Below are 16,042 nucleotides of genomic sequence, written 5' to 3'. Positions count from 1 at the left end.
AGTTGACTTTTAATCAATTGGTCGCAGGTTCGAATCCTGCACGACCCACCAATTAAGAAAGAAGCGCCTTTAAGGCGCTTTTTTCGTTTTCAGAGCACGGTATTCACCGTGCAGGGTGAGAACCTGCAGCAGGTTCGACTGAATCGCCCGGCGATTCAGGCTGATGCTTCAGCATCATCCTGAGGGCGAGGCCCTGGAAAGGCCGAGGCAATCCTGCACGACCCACCAATTAGAATGAAGCGCCCTTTGGGCGCTTTTTTCGTTTTCAGGGCACGGCCTTTATCGTGCGGGTTCGACAGAATAAGTACAAAGCGTCTCACAAGTTTGAGATTGTCAGTGAAGTCTGTTCGGGATTGCTGAGAGATCGAGCCTGCGCAGAGAACACGGTCAGATCGGAAAGACGCAAAAGCCGTCATCCATGACCTGCTCGGCCCGCGCCGTCCTGGCGCGGGACGCTTTCCTTTTCTGACCGTGTTCCCTGCGCGTTGAGCATCTGTGTTGCTGTGAGAGTAGTTTGATGCGGCTTTCCTGGCTGTTTGAAAGCGCCTGATGCCGATTTTTTCATTTCCGGAACAGCGACTTTGACGCTCAAGGTGTCAACCTGAATCCCAACACCCGCCGTCACGCCTTTTTCTTCACCTTCGCTACTGCCAGGCTCTCCCAGATATGCATCACCGCATAGCTGCGCCAGGGACGCCAGGATTGCGAACGCGCTTCCGCTTCTTTCGATGACATGCCGCCCAGGTTATTACGGATGGCGATATCTTCCTTGGGAAAGGCATCCGGCCAGCGCAGGGCGCGCATCGCGATATAGTGCGCAGTCCAGGGACCAATGCCCGGCAGGCTGACCAGCTTTTTTATCACCTCGTCAGGCTGCTGAGCGGCGCTGAGACGCAGGTCACCGCTGGCGCAGGCGCTGGCAAAGGCGATGATGGCGCGGGAGCGCGCGGCGCTGACAATGCCCATCGGTGCGACATCGTCCACCGTCAGTCCGGCGATGCGTTCAGGAAGCGCGGTATAACGGGTGAGATCGGCAAAAGGCGTCTCGCAGGGCTCACCAAAGGCGGCGGCAAAACGGCTGCTGACCGTGGTGGCCGCTTTGACGGTTACCTGCTGGCCGATAATGGCGCGCACGCCCAGCTCAAAGGCGTCGAATGCGCCGGGCACGCGCAGACCGGAATGTGCGATCAGGCTGGGTGCCAGCAGCGGATCCTGGGCCAGGCAGGCGGCGATACGCTGTGGCTGCGCATCGAGATCGAACAGGTCACGCAGACGGCGCAGCAGCAGAGGCAGCACTGGCGTCAGGGACGTTGAGAGCGTCACCTGCAATGCGTTCTTCTGCGGCAGATGGGAAACGCTGACCCAGCCCCGGCAGCGACCCAGCGCCACAGTGCGTCGCCAGCTGCCATCTTCCACCGCTTCGACCTCCTTCATCAGGTGCGTCTGCAAAAACCAGAGCATCGCCGCCCAGTCATAGGGGGGGCGATAGGTCAGCCGCAGCGTCACGCGGTCGCCGGGCTGCGCACGCTTAGTGCCAGTGTCATCCCGGCGCAGCGCGCTCGGCGTCATGCGGTAGCGCGCCTGGAAAACATCATTAAACCGGCGCAGGCTGCTGAAACCGCTGGCGTAGGCGACCTCTATGACAGGCAGTTGTGTTTCTGTCAGCAGCTGTTTTGCCAGCAGCATTCGCCGCGTCTGCTTCAGCTCCAGCGGCGAAACGCCGAGTTCATGCTGCACGATACGGCGCAGCTGACGCAGGCTGAGGCCGAATTCCGCAGCAATTGCTTCCAGGCCTTCGCGCTCCTCCAGCATGCCTTCCTCGATACGCTGAATCAGCCGCTCTGCGACGCGATGCGGCTGATCAACCGGCGCATTGCCGGGTGCCAGTTCTGGCCGACAGCGCAGGCAGGGGCGAAAGCGCGCTTTTTCCGCCGCCTCAGCGCTGCTGAAGAAAAGGCAGTTCTTCTGCATGGGTGCTTTAACCGGGCAGACCGGACGGCAATAGATACCGGTTGACGTCACACCCACAAAGAAAACGCCGTCAAAGCGGGTATCACGAGAGGTCAGCGCCTGGTAGGCAATTTCGGGATCGAGCATGGCATTTCTCCGGCAAATAGGGACAGCCTATACCGGCTGGATCCGTCAGACTGGCTGTTTTCGGACAGCAAAACAGTTTAACGCCATGACCGGAAACAGCCAGTCAGGGGGAAAAAAAGTGCGATACTGGATGACGGAACCGTGACGGGAGAATCACCATGTACTACTTCAAACCGATAGCTACCCCGGTAGGTGAACTGAAACTGGTCGCCAGCGACAGTGGCCTGGCGGGCATCTTGTGGGAAAACGACGATCCGAAGCGCACCCGATTTTTGCCGCAGACGCGCAATGACGATCATCCCATTCTGATCGAAACTGAGCGTCAGCTCAGCGAATACTTTACCGGTGAGCGTCGCTGCTTTGAGCTGCCACTCGACATGGTCGGCACCGACTTTCAGAAAAAAGTCTGGCAGGCGCTGGTGGCGATTCCATTTGGTGAAACGCGCAGCTACAGTCAGATTGCCAGAGAGATCGGTCATCCGCAGGCAGTACGGGCGGTCGGCGCGGCCAATGGTCGTAATCCACTCTCCATTGTTGCGCCATGCCACCGCGTGATTGGCGCTAACGGCAAGCTGACCGGCTTTGCTGGCGGGCTGGACATCAAAGCTTTCCTGCTGGCGCTGGAAGCGCCGCAGTCGCTTATCGATAAAGCAGCTTCAGAGCCGGTCCAGTTAGTGATACAGGCGGACTAAAAATCCCACGACACAGTCTGGCTTTTCCGCTATCGTGTTTAGCATATAAAACACGATGGTGGATTGAACGCCATTATTCGCCTTTACTGGCGATTTTCGTTAATTAGATAAAACGAGAGCTGTGTCATGAGTGTGATGTTCGATCCTGAAAGCGCCGTTTACCCTTTTCCGCCTAAACCTGCTCGTCTGAGTGATGACGAGAAGGCGTTTTACCGTGAGAAAATCAAAGCGCTGCTGAAGGCGCGTAACGCGGTGATGGTGGCGCACTACTACACCGATCCGGAAATCCAGGCGCTGGCGGAAGAGACCGGCGGCTGCGTCTCCGACTCGCTGGAGATGGCGCGTTTCGGCAGTAATCATTCCGCCACCACACTGCTGGTGGCAGGCGTGCGCTTTATGGGCGAAACCGCCAAAATCCTCAGCCCTGAAAAAACCGTGCTGATGCCGACGCTGCAGGCGGAGTGCTCACTGGATCTCGGCTGCCCGATTGAAGAGTTTAACGCCTTCTGTGATGCCCATCCCGATCGCACCGTCGTGGTCTATGCCAATACCTCAGCGGCAGTCAAAGCGCGGGCCGACTGGGTAGTAACCTCCAGCATTGCGGTTGAGCTGATTGAGCATCTCGACAGCCTGGGCGAAAAGATTATCTGGGCGCCGGATCGTCATCTGGGGCGCTACGTCACTCAGAAGTCGGGCGCGGATGTGCTGTGCTGGCAGGGCGCCTGCATTGTGCATGACGAGTTTAAAACCCAGGCGCTGCAGCGTATGAAAGCGCTCTATCCCGACGCGGCGGTGCTGGTGCATCCTGAGTCACCACAGGCGATTGTCGATTTGGCGGACGCCGTTGGCTCGACCAGCCAGCTGATTCAGGCGGCGAAATCTCTGCCACATCCGCAGATGATTGTGGCGACAGATCGCGGCATCTTCTACAAAATGCAGCAAATGGTGCCGGATAAAGAGCTACTGGAAGCGCCGACCGCGGGCGAGGGCGCAACCTGCCGCAGCTGCGCTCACTGTCCGTGGATGGCGATGAACGGCCTTAAAGCTATCGCAGAAGCGCTGGAGACGGGCGGCACGGAACATGAGATTCAGGTGGATGAGACGCTGCGAGAGGCGGCGTTACTGCCGCTAAATCGCATGCTATCCTTTGCAGCGGAACTTAAACTCAACGTGAAGGGCAACGCCTAAGCGTTCCCGGACAGGTGCTCAGCATGGACTTCTTCAGCACACATAATATTCTGGTTCACATTCCTCTGGGTGCCGGAGGCTACGATCTCTCATGGATTGAGGCCATCGGCACGCTGGCGGGCTTACTCTGTATCTGGTTTGCCAGCCTGGAAAAAATCATCAACTATCCGTTCGGTCTGATCAACGTGACGCTGTTTGCGGTGATCTTCTTTCAAATCCAGCTCTATGCCAGCCTTCTGCTGCAGCTCTTCTTCTTTGCCGCCAATATCTATGGCTGGTACGCCTGGAGCCGTCAGACCGCCGATCATCAGGCCGAGCTGAAAATCCGCTGGCTGCCACTGCCCAAAGCGCTCGCCTGGGCGGCGGGTTGCGTGATCGCCATTGCGCTGATGACGCTTTATATCGACCCGGTGTTTGCGCTGTTAACCCGTGCAGCGGTGACGCTGATGAACGGTATTGGCCTGTCGGTGGCGATGCCCGCGTTGCAGCCGGATGCCTTCCCGTTCTGGGATTCCTGCATGATGGTGTTGTCGATTGCGGCGATGGTGCTGATGACGCGCAAATATGTTGAGAACTGGCTGCTGTGGGTCATCATCAACGTGATTAGCGTGATGATTTTCGCCCGTCAGGGCGTCTATGCGATGTCGCTGGAGTATGTGATCCTGACACTGATTGCGCTGAACGGATCGCGTATGTGGATCCGCAGCGCGCGGCAACAGGGGTCCCGCGCGCTGTCGGCTCAGTGAGTGTGTGCTTCGCCTTTAGCGTGAGCAGGGTCATGATCATGGTCGTGAGAATGACTGTGATCATGGCCGGAGGCAGCCGCGCTGCTTAAGCCGAGTTCACACTCGGCGCCGGCACAGGGCTGATACTCCATCTGCACCGTCGCATGCTCAATCTGGTAGTTCTGGCGCAGGTAGTCGTGAATACGATGCAGCAGCGCATCGTGATCGTAAGGCGGGATCACCTGCGCATGCAGTGTCAGCAGCGGCTTTTCGCCGACCTGCCACAAATGCACATGGTGAACATTGCGCACTTCGGCGATGTTCAGCGTCAGATCCCGTATCAGCCGGTTCACATCCAGTGAATGCGGTGCCCCTTCCAGTAACTCCTGCAGACTTTCACGCAGCAGCGCCCAGGCGCTGCGCAGCACCAGCAGGGAGACCAGCAGTGACAGAATCGGGTCAATTGGCGTCCAGCCGGTCAGCAGGATGATTACCGCTGCCACAATCGCGCCCACCGAACCCAGCAGGTCACCCATGACATGCAGCGCGGCGGCACGCACGTTGAGATTCTTCTCTCCGCTGCCGTGGTGCAGCAGCCAGAACGACAGAATATTGGCCAGCAGGCCGCCAACTGCGATCCCCAGCATCAGGCCGCCCGTGACCGGCTGCGGGTCGGCAAAGCGGCGCACCGCTTCCCAGACGATGAGCGCGGTAATGCCCAGCAGTGCGATGGCGTTAACAAATGCGGCCAGCGTAGTCAGGCGCAGCAGGCCAAAGGTGTGACGTGCATTAGGTTTACGGCGCGAGAACTGCACCGCCAGCAAGGCCATCAGCAGCGCGGCGGCGTCGGTCAGCATATGCCCGGCGTCCGCCAGCAGCGCCAGTGAACCCGATAGCCAGCCGCCAATCACTTCAGCAACCATGAAGACGACGGTCACCCCGAAGGCTGCCGCCAGACGCGTGCGATTACTATCCTGCCCGCTATGAGTGTGGGTATGTGCCATAAGTTTCCAGTTTTTTCAGTAACCTGTTTACGAATAATATCAGTAATTGCCACGTCTCAGACGTGTCCTGATGCTGTTTAACCTGCTCCGTCAGCTGCTGGCTGAGCTGCGCGCCATGCTCCAGCCCTGCCAGCAGGCAGCTTCCTTTCATCCGGTGTGCTGCTTCGGCGAACTGCGTCCAGTCTGCGCGTTCGTGTGCCTCACACATTACAGCCAGGTCCTGTGTTACCGTACTGTGCAGCGTCTGGCTCAGACGGCTGAGGAATTTGTCATTCTGCTGCGCCAGCTGCCACAGATTGTCATCCAGTGTCGCCAGCGGATCTTCCTGCCACGCCTGCTGCCACTCTGCCAGTAGCGCGCTGAGATCGGCTAACTGCACCGGTTTAATCAGCACCCGCTCGCCCGCCTCAGGCAGCCGTGACAGCAACTGCGCGTCAGCCGAGCAGAGCACCCGCATCGCCTGACGTCCACGCTGGCGGTCACGCCGACGCAATATCCGCAGCAGCAGCGTACCGTCAGGGCGCGGCATCATCTGGTCGATAAACAATAGATCATAAGGCTGCTTTGCGTCGGCCTGCAGCAGCGCGCGTCCCTGTTCGAAGGTGTCAGCCTGAATCGCAAAGCGCGCCAGCTGCTGCTGCATCACCAGCAGATTGGCTGGATGGTCATCGACAATCGCCACCCTAAGATGAGGAAAGCCGGGCAGGGACGTCTCATCCGCATGGCTTAGTGGCGCGCAGATTTCCAGCGGCAGTGTTACGGTGACCTGAGTGCCGTGACCAGGTTCAGAGGTGAGCCGGATGTCGCCGCCCATCCGCAACACCATTTCGCGGCAGATAAACAGTCCCAGCCCGCTGCCCTGCACCGAAACGGATTTTCCGGACGGCGCCTGATACCACGGGTCAAACAGCTTCTGCTGTTCCTCCGGCGGAATCCCGCTGCCGCTGTCGCTCACCGTCAGAACCAGCTGCTGCTTAGCGGCAAGAGTCAGACGAATCGCGCCGTGGCGGGTGAATTTCAGCGCATTGGTCATCAGGTTGTTGACTACCTGCTGCAAACGGTCGGCATCAATCAATACGGTGTCAGGCAGCGGCGTCAGCGCCTCGACGATCAGACGCGGGCCGTCAGTGCGCATCAACGGATGATAAAAATGCTGCTGTTGATTGAGCCACTGCGCCAGCGCCAGCGGACGGGGTGCCAGGGTAAAACTGTTGCTCTCGATGCGCGCATGATCCTGCAGGTCATTCAGCAGAGTCAGCAGCGATTGTGCGCTGCTGTGCAGCAGCGAAAGATTCTGGCTACTGTGCTGTTGTTTCTCCAGCTCCAGCAGACCCAGGATCGCCTGCATCGGCGTGCGCAGTTCATGACTGACGGTCGCCAGGAACTGGCTTTTCATCGCATTGGCATGTTCCGCCTGCTCACGCTGCTGACGTTCCCGGCGCTGCTGCCAGTAGCGGCGCGCCAGCAGTAACAGCAGCAGCACAATGGCTGCACCGGCTACTGCCAGCACCACCATCGGCAGCGAACGCATCACCATCACGCTGCCAGGCTGCGGCGGCGTTGACCAGCTATCACGCATCTGGCTCTGGGTATCGGCCGGAATCTGCTGCAGCGCGCGATCCAGCAGGGTGCGCAGCGCTGGCTGGTCCGGTGTGACGCCGAGTGCAATCGGCCAGGCGATGTCGCTGGCGGCAAAGGCGAGGTGAATACGGGCATCATCGCGGCTGGCGATACGCCAGCGGGCGGAGAGCACGTTATCGACCAGCGCATCGATCTGCCCCTTTGCCAGCGCGTCATAGAGGCTATTACGGTCGGCAAACAGCTGTGGCTGCAGATCCGCAGGCAGCAGACGCAGCGCCAGGTCATCCTGCAACACGCCGATCCGCTTGCCGCGCAGGTCGCGCCAGTGTGCCAACGTATCGGACTGGACGCTGTAGATGCCCCACAGCGCGCGCCACACCGGCAGCGACGTGCTCTGCATCGCATCGCCATTCAGCGGCTGCATCAGCTGCAGCATCGCCTGCTTTTGCTGAATCAGCGTGCTGGCCTGGCGGGGATTACTGACCCACACCGGCTCAAACGCTAATCCGGTGCTCTGCGCAATCGCTTTCAGCAGGTCCACGCCATAGCCCCGGGCGGTTCCGCTGGCATCGCGGTAACTCCAGGGATAGTTGTCCGGCTCGGCGGTGTAAGTAATACGCGGATGATCGGCAATCCAGGCGCGCTCAGCAGGGCTGAGCATCAGGGTCTGGGTATCCTGATAGCGCGGCAGGCTGCTGCTCCAGCGCGCCTGTAGCGTGTTCATCAGTTCTGCAGGCAGCTGACGCAGGCTCTGATTTATCCAGCTGATAAGCTGGGGATCGCGCGCCACCGCACGCAGGTTGAGCTGGCCGGCCTCGATGTGGGAGGCGATCTGATAAATCTGGCCCTGTTGCAGCTGGCTTAGCAGAAAGCCGGCGCTGGTTTCATCCGCCACCACATAGTCATTCTGCTGATTAAGCAGGGTATAGAGCGCCTGCAGATCGCTGCTGTAGCGTCGCCAGCTGTGACGGGCCGCCAGCGCAGATGGCAGCTGAGCCAGGGTGCTGTCACTGATTGCAAGCGACGCATTCTGGCTGTTAAACATCACGGCACGCTGGTTTTGCTGATTGCGATAAACCCGCAGCGGACTGCTGAACCAGTTTTCGCTGCTCAGGGTGCCGGATGGCAGCGGGGCACTCCACATGCCCAGCGCAAAATCGATCTGGCCGCTGGTCAGGGCCTGCATCAGATGCGGCTGATCGCTGTAAAGGTTGAGGGTGAACTGCGCGCCGGTCAGCTGTCGCAGCGCGGAAAGATAGTCGGCGTTGATACCATAGAGGTCATTGCCGATACGCATCGCCCAGGGTGCGTGGTTCTCTTCCAGCAGGCCGACGCGCAGGATCCTGCCCTGCATGGTTTCCGCATGGGTAACGGGCAGCATCATCGGCAGGTTGACGCTGCTCACCGGACGCACATCAGCCAGCGCGGAGCAACACAATAAAAGCAGCATCAGTAGAATAACTCTCACTGCTGGGCTTTCCACAGGTCAGCCAGTTCCACCACTGATCGGGCACCGGTTTTTTCCAGAATGTTCTTTTTATGGGTACTGACCGTTTTGTTACTGATGTGCAGCTGAGCCGCGATTTGCAGATTGGATAACCCACTGGCCAGCAGTGCCAGAATCTGACGCTCCTTCTGGGTCAGCGGCAGCTCGGGCTCATCATCCATCACCGGAAAGGCTGTCTGACCGCCCAGCACCGCCAGAATGGCGCTGAGCAACTGCGTCATGCGCTGACTCTTTACCACGTAACCGGCGGCACCCAGCGCCTGAGCGCGACGCATATAGTGGCGGGTCTGCTGCGCAGAGTAGATAAGGACCGGGCAATCAGGACGATGGATCTTGAGGCGACGCAGGAACTCCAGCCCATCGCTGTCCGGCAGGCCGATATCCAGCACAATAATGTCCGGTTGCTCCTCAAGTAAGGGGCGGGCGGCTTTTTCACTGCTGGCAGAAAGCAGCTTAACGGGTATGGGCGACTGGCTCAGGGCAGCTTCAAGTGCCACTTCAACCAGCGGATGATCGTCAATCAAAAGCAAAACGGCCATGAAGGATTTCCTGTAAATTTCACAGGATTAGCATAGCGGAAGAGTGGGGCTGAGGGGAGAAAAACCCGGAGAGCCGCAGCTCTCCAGGCTAAACAGAATTACTGTGAAGTGCCGTCGGTTTTCGTATTTACGTCACCGCCGCCCACTTTGGTCTGAACTTTTTTATTCACGTTCGGACATTTGCCATCTTTACACTGGCTGTTCTGGTCAATTTCGTTAGCAGACATATTACCATTGCTGGTGGTGCTGCCAGACGTTGCAGGATTCGTGTTAGTACCAGTGTTATTAATTTTGCTGTTATCGACATTATTTGGTGGCAGATTCTCTTTCGCTCCACCCGCTGCTGCACCTGCACTGGCTGCCTGGTTCGCTGTACCGTTATTGCTGCTGCTGTCTGCAGCCAGTACCGCACCGCTGCTCAGTGTCATTGCTGCTGTCAAAAAAATTAAGGCAAACTTTTTCATCATTATGCTCCCGTTAATAAATGAAGAGGCTTTAAGCCCAGAGGTGCAATTTCGGGTAAAGAAATCCCTGACGAAATAAAATTCGCCAGTTGGCTTAAACAGGGTAATTAAATAAGGTAAGCGGGACGTTCCTCAGTGCTTACCATTAAAAAGTTTAGTCGCTAACCTGATTAATGCAAATATGACCCGCACATTTAACCCGCAGCGGGAATTTACACCCCTGACGCTTCGGGCTACATTGGACAGGATGTGTCCGGCGGGCGCCGGGCAAGAAATAATATGGAATCAGTATGAATTACCAGAACGATGATTTACGCATCAAAGAGATTAAAGAGCTGTTACCTCCTGTTGCGCTGCTCGAAAAATTCCCGGCGACCGATCGTGCTGCACAGACCGTTTCACATGCCCGTCAGGCGATTCATCAGATCCTGCAGGGCAAGGATGATCGTTTGCTGGTGGTGATTGGACCCTGCTCAATTCATGACACTGACGCGGCGAAAGAGTATGCAAGCCGCCTGCTGGCACTGCGTGATGAGCTGAAAGGCGAGTTGGAAGTGGTCATGCGGGTCTATTTTGAAAAGCCGCGCACGACGGTGGGCTGGAAAGGGCTGATTAATGACCCGTATATGGATAACAGCTACCAGCTGAACGACGGTCTGCGTCTGGCGCGTAAGCTGCTGCTGGAGATTAATGACAGCGGTTTACCGGCGGCGGGCGAGTTTCTGGATATGATTACCCCGCAGTATGTGGCAGACCTGATGAGCTGGGGCGCGATTGGTGCGCGTACTACGGAATCTCAGGTTCACCGCGAGCTGGCATCCGGTCTTTCCTGTCCGGTAGGCTTTAAAAACGGCACCGATGGCACGATCAAGGTGGCGATTGATGCGATCAACGCAGCGGGCTCCCCGCACTGTTTCCTGTCAGTAACCAAGTATGGTCACTCCGCGATTGTGGAAACCAGCGGCAACGGTGACTGCCACATCATCCTGCGCGGCGGCAAAGAGCCGAACTATAGCGCGCAGCATGTCGCTGATGTTAAAGCGGGTCTGGCGAAAGCGGGTCTGCCACAGCAGGTGATGATCGATTTCAGCCATGCCAACAGCAGCAAGCAGTTCCAGCGTCAGATGGTTGTGGCAGACGATGTTTCACAGCAGCTGATCAACGGTGAGCAGGCGATTGTCGGTGTGATGATTGAGAGTCATCTGGTGGAAGGCAACCAGAGCCTGGAGAGCGGCGAGCCGCTGGTCTATGGCAAAAGCGTCACCGACGCCTGTATCGGCTGGGAAGATACTGATAAAGTGCTGCGTCAGCTGGCGGCAGCGGTTAAACAGCGCCGCGGTTGATTGGTTATTCAGACTCATTAACAAAGTCTGGCCGGATTTGCTGTGGAGAGTGAGCCTGCTCAGGGAACACGGACAGATCGGAAAGACGCTCAAGCCAGTCCCTGGTCGCTCTGCCCGCGCGATTACGCACCTCATCCCTGAGGTGCGCCCGTTGCCGGGCCAACGCGTTGCGTTGTTCAAAAACGCTCCCGGCGTTTTTGTCCCTGGCGCGGGACGCTTTCCTCTTCTGACCCTGTTCCCTGCGTCGAGCTAGTTTATTGCTGCCAGACTTAGACGGATTTGAGTATGTGATTAGTCTGGTACGTGCTGACATCCAGGCTTTTACTCTGGCAGTTAAACATGACGCGCAGCATTGCCGGGCGCAGCCCAATAAAAAAGGCCAGACTTTCGTCTGGCCTTTTTGCATGTCAGCGAGAAATTACTTCGCTTTACCCTGATTCGCAACGGCGGCAGCTTTCGCAGCAATCTCGTCCTGGTCGCCCAGGTAGTAGCGTTTCAGCGGTTTGAAGTTTTCATCGAACTCATACACCAGCGGAACGCCGGTAGGGATGTTCAGCTCGAGAATTTCATCTTCGCTCAGGTTATCCAGATATTTCACCAGCGCACGCAGTGAGTTGCCGTGTGCAGCAATGATCACTTTCTCACCGCTTTTGATGCGCGGCAGAATGGTGTCGTTCCAGTAAGGGATAACGCGGTCGATGGTCAGCGCCAGGCTTTCGGTCGTTGGCAGCTGCTCCGGGGTCAGTTTCGCGTAACGCGGGTCATGGCCCGGGAAGCGCTCATCTGAACGATCCAGCTCTGGTGGGGTAACGGCAAAGCCGCGACGCCACTGCTTAACCTGCTCGTCGCCATATTTGGCAGCAGTTTCCGCTTTGTCCAGACCCTGCAGCGCACCGTAGTGACGCTCGTTCAGACGCCAGGTTTTCTCAACCGGCAGCCAGGCCTGATCCAGCTCATCCAGCACATTCCACAGCGTATGAATCGCACGCTTCAGTACGGAGGTGTAAGCGAAATCAAAAACAAAGCCCTCTTTCTTCAGCAGCTGACCTGCTGATTTGGCTTCGCCACGACCTTTCTCAGAAAGGTCAACATCATACCAACCGGTAAAGCGGTTTTCGTTGTTCCACTGGCTTTCGCCGTGTCGCACCAGAACCAGCTTAGTTACAGCCATAGCTTAACTCCTTAATACTGTGATGTTTCTGTGAGATTGGAAACCTGCTGCTGCCCGCCTGAAACACGAGCTGATTGCGCCATACCATAACGGAAAAGCGGGCAGCGCGTAAGCCTGTGTGTGACGCACTGCGCGTTTTTCAGCCGGAGGCTCAGCGTGGCGTGAAGCGATACCGCGTCACGGATTCCCAGCGCTCTCCCGGCTGCAGCCAGCAATCCGGCTGAGGCCACTCAGCATGATTAGGCGAATCCGGTAAAAATTCACTCTCCAGCGCAATGCCCTGGAATGCAGTATAGCTCGCCTGCTCACGGGCACGCGTGCCGGCCAGGTAGTTGCCGGTGTAGAACTGCAGTGCCGGTGCCGAGGTGGTTACGCTGAGCTGCAATCTGCCATCTTCCGACCAGAGTTCCGCCGCAGGCTGACTATCGTCGCCTGCACTGTTGAGCAGAAACGCATGGTCATAACCCTTCACCGCCCGCTGGTCGTCGTCTGCCAGGAAATCCTGCGCCACGACTTTGGCGTTGCGGAAATCGAAACTGGTATCGGCGACGGCTTTCAGCGGCGCATTCGGAATCCCTTCGCTGTCGACCGGCAGATACTGGTCGGCGTGCAGTTGTAAGCGATGCTGGCGGGCGTCGCCATGATGCGCATCAAGGTTAAAGTAGGCATGGTTAGTCAGATTGACCGGGCAGGGCTGGTCGCAGCGCGCTTCATAGCGGATGCTCAGGCAGTTCTGGTCATCCAGCTGATAGTGCAGGTCGGCAATCAGATTGCCCGGATAGCCTTGATCGCCATCCGGCGAATCGATGCGGTAATGCACCTCGCTGTCGGACTGGCTGACAATCTGCCAGCGGCGTTTATCAAAGCCTTCCGGCCCGCCATGCAGCTGATGGGCACCCTGGTTTGGCACCAGCTGGCGGTTCAGCTTATTGAGCTTTGCTCCGGCGATGCGGTTGGCGTAACGGCCCACCGTGGCACCCAGATAGGCATCCTGATGCAGATAGTCAGAGGGTGTGGCGCAGCCGAGCAGCGCTTCACGCACGGTGCCTTCCTGCATCGGGATGCGGGCAGAAAGCCAGGTTGCGCCCCAGTCCATAAAGGTCGCCAGCATGCCGTTGGCATTGCGCAGTACCGTTATGCGCCACGGCTGACCGTCAGGCGCATGGGAGTTGACGTCATTCAGCATTGGCCGGCTCCTTCAGAGGCTTTGCAGACGTAGAAGGTCTCTTTGATGCCAGTCGCGGCTTCGTACTGCTCAGCAACGGCGGCTTTCACCTGATCGACCAGATCCAGTGGCATGAGTGCCACGATGCAGCCACCAAAGCCGCCGCCGGTCATACGCACGCCGCCGCGTTCACCGATCTGCGCTTTCACGATCTCAACCAGCGTATCGATCGGCGGCACGGTGATCTCGAAGTCGTCACGCATCGAGGCGTGTGATTCGGCCATCAGCTGGCCCATACGGGTCAGGTCGCCCTGAGTCAGCGCATCGGCCGCTTCCAGCGTACGGGCGTTCTCGGTCAGGACGTGACGCACGCGTTTTGCCACCTGCGGGTCGAGCTGCGCCTGCGCCGCTTCAAACTCGGTCAGTTCAACGTCACGCAGCGCCTTCTTGCTGAAGAAACGCGCGCCCGCTTCACACTGCTCGCGGCGGGTATTGTATTCGCTGCCGACCAGGCTGCGACGGAAGTTGGAGTTGATGATCACCACCGCAATATCTTCCGGCATCGACACCGGACGCGTGCCCAGCGTGCGGCAGTCGAGCAGCATGGCGTGATCTTTCTGCCCCAGTGCGGAAATCAGCTGGTCCATGATGCCGCAGTTACAGCCAACAAACTGGTTCTCCGCTTCCTGACCATTCACCGCGATGGCTGCGCCATCCAGCGGCAGGTTATAAAGCTGCTGCACCACGGTGCCAACCGCGACTTCCAGCGAGGCGGATGAACTGAGGCCCGCACCCTGCGGCACGTTGCCGCTGATCACCATATCGATGCCGCCGAAATCAGCATGACGCTGCTGCAGATGTTTCACCACGCCGCGCACATAGTTAGCCCACATTGGTTCCTGCACGCTGACGATCTCTTCGTCCAGCGAGAAGGTGTCCTGCGCATTCTCATAATCAGCCGCGACCACGCGAATCTGGCGATCGTCACGGCGGGCGCAGGCGATCACCGTCTGGTAATCGATGGCACACGGCAGCACAAAGCCGTCGTTATAGTCGGTGTGCTCGCCAATCAGGTTAACGCGGCCCGGCGCCTGAATGGTGTGGGTGGCGGCGTAACCGAAGGTGTCAGAGAAAAGCTGCTGCGTGATGGTTTTTAAGCTCATTGTTGTGCCTCACGGAAGTGAACGTCGCTGACAGAACGCAGACGTTCCGCCGCCTGTTCCGCCGTTAAATCGCGTTGGGTTTCGGCCAGCATTTCATAGCCAACCATAAATTTACGTACCGTTGCTGAGCGCAGCAGCGGCGGATAGAAGTGCGCATGCAGCTGCCAGTGATCGTTGGCTTCGCCGTTAAACGGCGCGCCGTGCCAGCCCATTGAGTAGGGGAAGGAGCACTGGAACAGGTTGTCGTAGCGGCTGGTCAGCTGCTTGATGGCTTTCGCCAGATCGGCACTCTGCGCTTCACTGAGATCGGTCAGCTGTTTAACGTGCGCTTTCGGCAGCAGCAGGGTTTCAAACGGCCAGGCGGCCCACCACGGCACCACGGCCAGCCAGTGTTCGGTTTCCACCACGGTGCGGCTGCCATCCTGCTGCTCGCGTGCCAGATAATCGACCAGCATCGGCGAGCCATGTTTAGCGAAATAGTCGCGCTGATGATCATCTTCGCGCTGCGCTTCATTCGGCAGGAAGCTGTTAGCCCAGATCTGACCGTGCGGATGCGGGTTAGAGCAGCCCATCGCCGCGCCTTTGTTCTCAAACACCTGCACCCACGGATAGTGCTGACCCAGATCGGCGGTCTGCGCCTGCCAGGTGCGCACCACTTCTTCCAGCGCGCTCAGTGACATCTCCGGCAGAGTTTTGCTGTGATCAGGCGAGAAGCAGATGACCCGACTGGTGCCGCGTGCGCTTTCACAGCGCATCAGGATATCGTCGCTCTCGGGCGCGTCAGGCGTGTCGGTCATCAGTGCAGCAAAGTCATTGGTAAAGACGTACGTGCCAGCATAGTCCGGGTTTTTGTCACCGGTGATGCGGGTATTTCCGGCACACAGGAAGCAGTCCGGATCGTGCGACGGTAAGGTATTGACCGCCGGCGTTTCCTGCGCGCCCTGCCACGGACGTTTGGCCCGATGAGGTGAAACGAGAATCCATTGATCAATCAGTGGATTGTAACGGCGATGCGGGTGATCGACCGGGTTGAATTTTTCCATGTGAGATCCTGGTAAGCGTCAAAAGCCAGAGAGGCATCGGTAAAAAGTAGCACATCAGCGCGCCCGAAAGCGTGATCAAGTCTGGATAAATGGTATCGTTTACACAAGCTGAATATTCTTATTTCGTGGCGTTGCGTGCGCATTCAGAAGATTAAAGGGGGGAAGGAATGGTAGCGCTTACACAAAGGTGCATTAAAATGCCGCGATAGCGGCGTTGCAGATTGCTGACAAACCCAATCAGGGTTGCTCTGACAGCAACGCGTTAGCTAAAAGCGCAGGGAACACGGGCAGAGGAGGAAAGCGTCCCGCGCCATGGACAAAAACGCCGGGAGCGTTTTTGAACAACGCAACGCGTTGGCC

The 16,042-nt window shown here is 58.0% G+C and carries 13 protein-coding genes and 1 other RNA gene; 5 read left to right on the top strand and 9 right to left on the bottom strand.

Annotated elements, in window-relative coordinates; translation table 11 throughout:
- Positions 1 to 94 precede the first annotated feature (94 nt).
- Positions 95 to 228, top strand: a non-coding RNA gene (locus IBT54_RS24390) — RtT sRNA.
- Between the two features lie 393 nt (positions 229 to 621).
- Here IBT54_RS24390 and IBT54_RS24385 read toward each other — a convergent pair.
- A complete protein-coding gene (locus IBT54_RS24385; protein ID WP_201253252.1) occupies positions 622 to 2,097 on the bottom strand; it encodes an AlkA N-terminal domain-containing protein in 1,476 nt (491 codons plus the stop codon).
- Between the two features lie 158 nt (positions 2,098 to 2,255).
- Between IBT54_RS24385 and IBT54_RS24380 the strand changes: the two genes are divergently transcribed.
- The 3 genes from IBT54_RS24380 (at position 2,256) to pnuC (ending at position 4,723) form a co-directional block, all read left to right on the top strand.
- Entirely contained in the window at positions 2,256 to 2,789 is a 534-nt protein-coding gene (locus tag IBT54_RS24380; RefSeq protein WP_033782350.1) for a methylated-DNA--[protein]-cysteine S-methyltransferase, read from the top strand.
- A gap of 126 nt (positions 2,790 to 2,915) precedes the next feature.
- Positions 2,916 to 3,977 carry a quinolinate synthase NadA gene (gene nadA, locus IBT54_RS24375; RefSeq protein WP_110331523.1) on the top strand — a complete coding sequence of 354 codons (1,062 nt, stop codon included), beginning with the start codon at positions 2,916 to 2,918 and terminating at the stop codon, positions 3,975 to 3,977.
- 23 nt (positions 3,978 to 4,000) lie between these two features.
- Entirely contained in the window at positions 4,001 to 4,723 is a 723-nt protein-coding gene (gene pnuC / locus IBT54_RS24370; protein WP_013357161.1) for a nicotinamide riboside transporter PnuC, read from the top strand.
- Here pnuC and zitB read toward each other — a convergent pair.
- From zitB to IBT54_RS24350, 4 genes are all read right to left on the bottom strand, one after another.
- The gene (zitB, locus tag IBT54_RS24365; RefSeq protein WP_013357162.1) at positions 4,717 to 5,706 is read right to left on the bottom strand and encodes a CDF family zinc transporter ZitB; all 990 of its coding nucleotides are present in this window, start codon (positions 5,704 to 5,706) and stop codon (positions 4,717 to 4,719) included. The genes pnuC and zitB overlap by 7 nt on opposite strands.
- Entirely contained in the window at positions 5,684 to 8,737 is a 3,054-nt protein-coding gene (locus tag IBT54_RS24360) for an ATP-binding protein (protein ID WP_236263703.1), read from the bottom strand. Before IBT54_RS24360 ends, zitB begins: the two co-directional genes overlap by 23 nt.
- Before the next feature lie 14 nt (positions 8,738 to 8,751).
- Positions 8,752 to 9,333: a response regulator transcription factor gene (locus IBT54_RS24355; RefSeq protein ID WP_201253250.1), complete on the bottom strand. Its 582-nt coding sequence runs from the start codon at positions 9,331 to 9,333 to the stop codon at positions 8,752 to 8,754.
- 98 nt (positions 9,334 to 9,431) lie between these two features.
- The gene (locus IBT54_RS24350) at positions 9,432 to 9,800 is read right to left on the bottom strand and encodes a YbgS-like family protein (RefSeq protein WP_013357165.1); all 369 of its coding nucleotides are present in this window, start codon (positions 9,798 to 9,800) and stop codon (positions 9,432 to 9,434) included.
- 287 nt (positions 9,801 to 10,087) lie between these two features.
- Between IBT54_RS24350 and aroG the strand changes: the two genes are divergently transcribed.
- Positions 10,088 to 11,140, top strand: a complete 1,053-nt coding sequence (gene aroG / locus IBT54_RS24345; RefSeq protein WP_013357166.1) for a 3-deoxy-7-phosphoheptulonate synthase AroG — start codon at positions 10,088 to 10,090, stop codon at positions 11,138 to 11,140.
- Between the two features lie 418 nt (positions 11,141 to 11,558).
- On the opposite strand, the gene gpmA is transcribed toward aroG, so the two are convergent.
- From gpmA to galT, 4 genes are all read right to left on the bottom strand, one after another.
- Positions 11,559 to 12,311, bottom strand: coding sequence for a 2,3-diphosphoglycerate-dependent phosphoglycerate mutase (gene gpmA / locus IBT54_RS24340; protein WP_003851893.1), 753 nt, complete (start codon positions 12,309 to 12,311; stop codon positions 11,559 to 11,561).
- Between the two features lie 151 nt (positions 12,312 to 12,462).
- Positions 12,463 to 13,497, bottom strand: a complete 1,035-nt coding sequence (gene galM, locus IBT54_RS24335) for a galactose-1-epimerase (RefSeq protein WP_201253249.1) — start codon at positions 13,495 to 13,497, stop codon at positions 12,463 to 12,465.
- The gene (gene galK, locus IBT54_RS24330) at positions 13,491 to 14,639 is read right to left on the bottom strand and encodes a galactokinase (RefSeq protein ID WP_095707540.1); all 1,149 of its coding nucleotides are present in this window, start codon (positions 14,637 to 14,639) and stop codon (positions 13,491 to 13,493) included. Before galK ends, galM begins: the two co-directional genes overlap by 7 nt.
- Complete coding sequence (gene galT, locus IBT54_RS24325; protein WP_095707539.1) at positions 14,636 to 15,682, bottom strand: galactose-1-phosphate uridylyltransferase; 1,047 nt, start codon at positions 15,680 to 15,682, stop codon at positions 14,636 to 14,638. Before galT ends, galK begins: the two co-directional genes overlap by 4 nt.
- Positions 15,683 to 16,042 lie beyond the last annotated feature (360 nt).

This window comes from Pantoea sp. S62 (genome assembly GCF_016658625.1).
Taxonomy (GTDB): Bacteria; Pseudomonadota; Gammaproteobacteria; order Enterobacterales; family Enterobacteriaceae; genus Pantoea; species Pantoea vagans.
The sequence above is the reverse complement of the archived record's forward strand: the minus strand, read 5'-3'. Positions and strand labels throughout refer to the sequence as shown.

What these genes read in the sequence shown, in the direction of transcription:
- IBT54_RS24385 (WP_201253252.1), bottom strand. Translation starts at nt 2,097, where the DNA reads ATGCTCGATCCCGAAATTGCCTACCAGGCGCTGACCTCTCGTGATACC.
- galT (WP_095707539.1), bottom strand. Translation starts at nt 15,682, where the DNA reads ATGGAAAAATTCAACCCGGTCGATCACCCGCATCGCCGTTACAATCCA.
- galM (WP_201253249.1), bottom strand. Translation starts at nt 13,497, where the DNA reads ATGCTGAATGACGTCAACTCCCATGCGCCTGACGGTCAGCCGTGGCGC.
- IBT54_RS24355 (WP_201253250.1), bottom strand. Translation starts at nt 9,333, where the DNA reads ATGGCCGTTTTGCTTTTGATTGACGATCATCCGCTGGTTGAAGTGGCA.
- galK (WP_095707540.1), bottom strand. Translation starts at nt 14,639, where the DNA reads ATGAGCTTAAAAACCATCACGCAGCAGCTTTTCTCTGACACCTTCGGT.
- zitB (WP_013357162.1), bottom strand. Translation starts at nt 5,706, where the DNA reads ATGGCACATACCCACACTCATAGCGGGCAGGATAGTAATCGCACGCGT.
- aroG (WP_013357166.1), top strand. Translation starts at nt 10,088, where the DNA reads ATGAATTACCAGAACGATGATTTACGCATCAAAGAGATTAAAGAGCTG.
- pnuC (WP_013357161.1), top strand. Translation starts at nt 4,001, where the DNA reads ATGGACTTCTTCAGCACACATAATATTCTGGTTCACATTCCTCTGGGT.
- gpmA (WP_003851893.1), bottom strand. Translation starts at nt 12,311, where the DNA reads ATGGCTGTAACTAAGCTGGTTCTGGTGCGACACGGCGAAAGCCAGTGG.
- IBT54_RS24380 (WP_033782350.1), top strand. Translation starts at nt 2,256, where the DNA reads ATGTACTACTTCAAACCGATAGCTACCCCGGTAGGTGAACTGAAACTG.
- IBT54_RS24360 (WP_236263703.1), bottom strand. Translation starts at nt 8,737, where the DNA reads ATGCTGCTTTTATTGTGTTGCTCCGCGCTGGCTGATGTGCGTCCGGTG.
- IBT54_RS24350 (WP_013357165.1), bottom strand. Translation starts at nt 9,800, where the DNA reads ATGATGAAAAAGTTTGCCTTAATTTTTTTGACAGCAGCAATGACACTG.
- nadA (WP_110331523.1), top strand. Translation starts at nt 2,916, where the DNA reads ATGAGTGTGATGTTCGATCCTGAAAGCGCCGTTTACCCTTTTCCGCCT.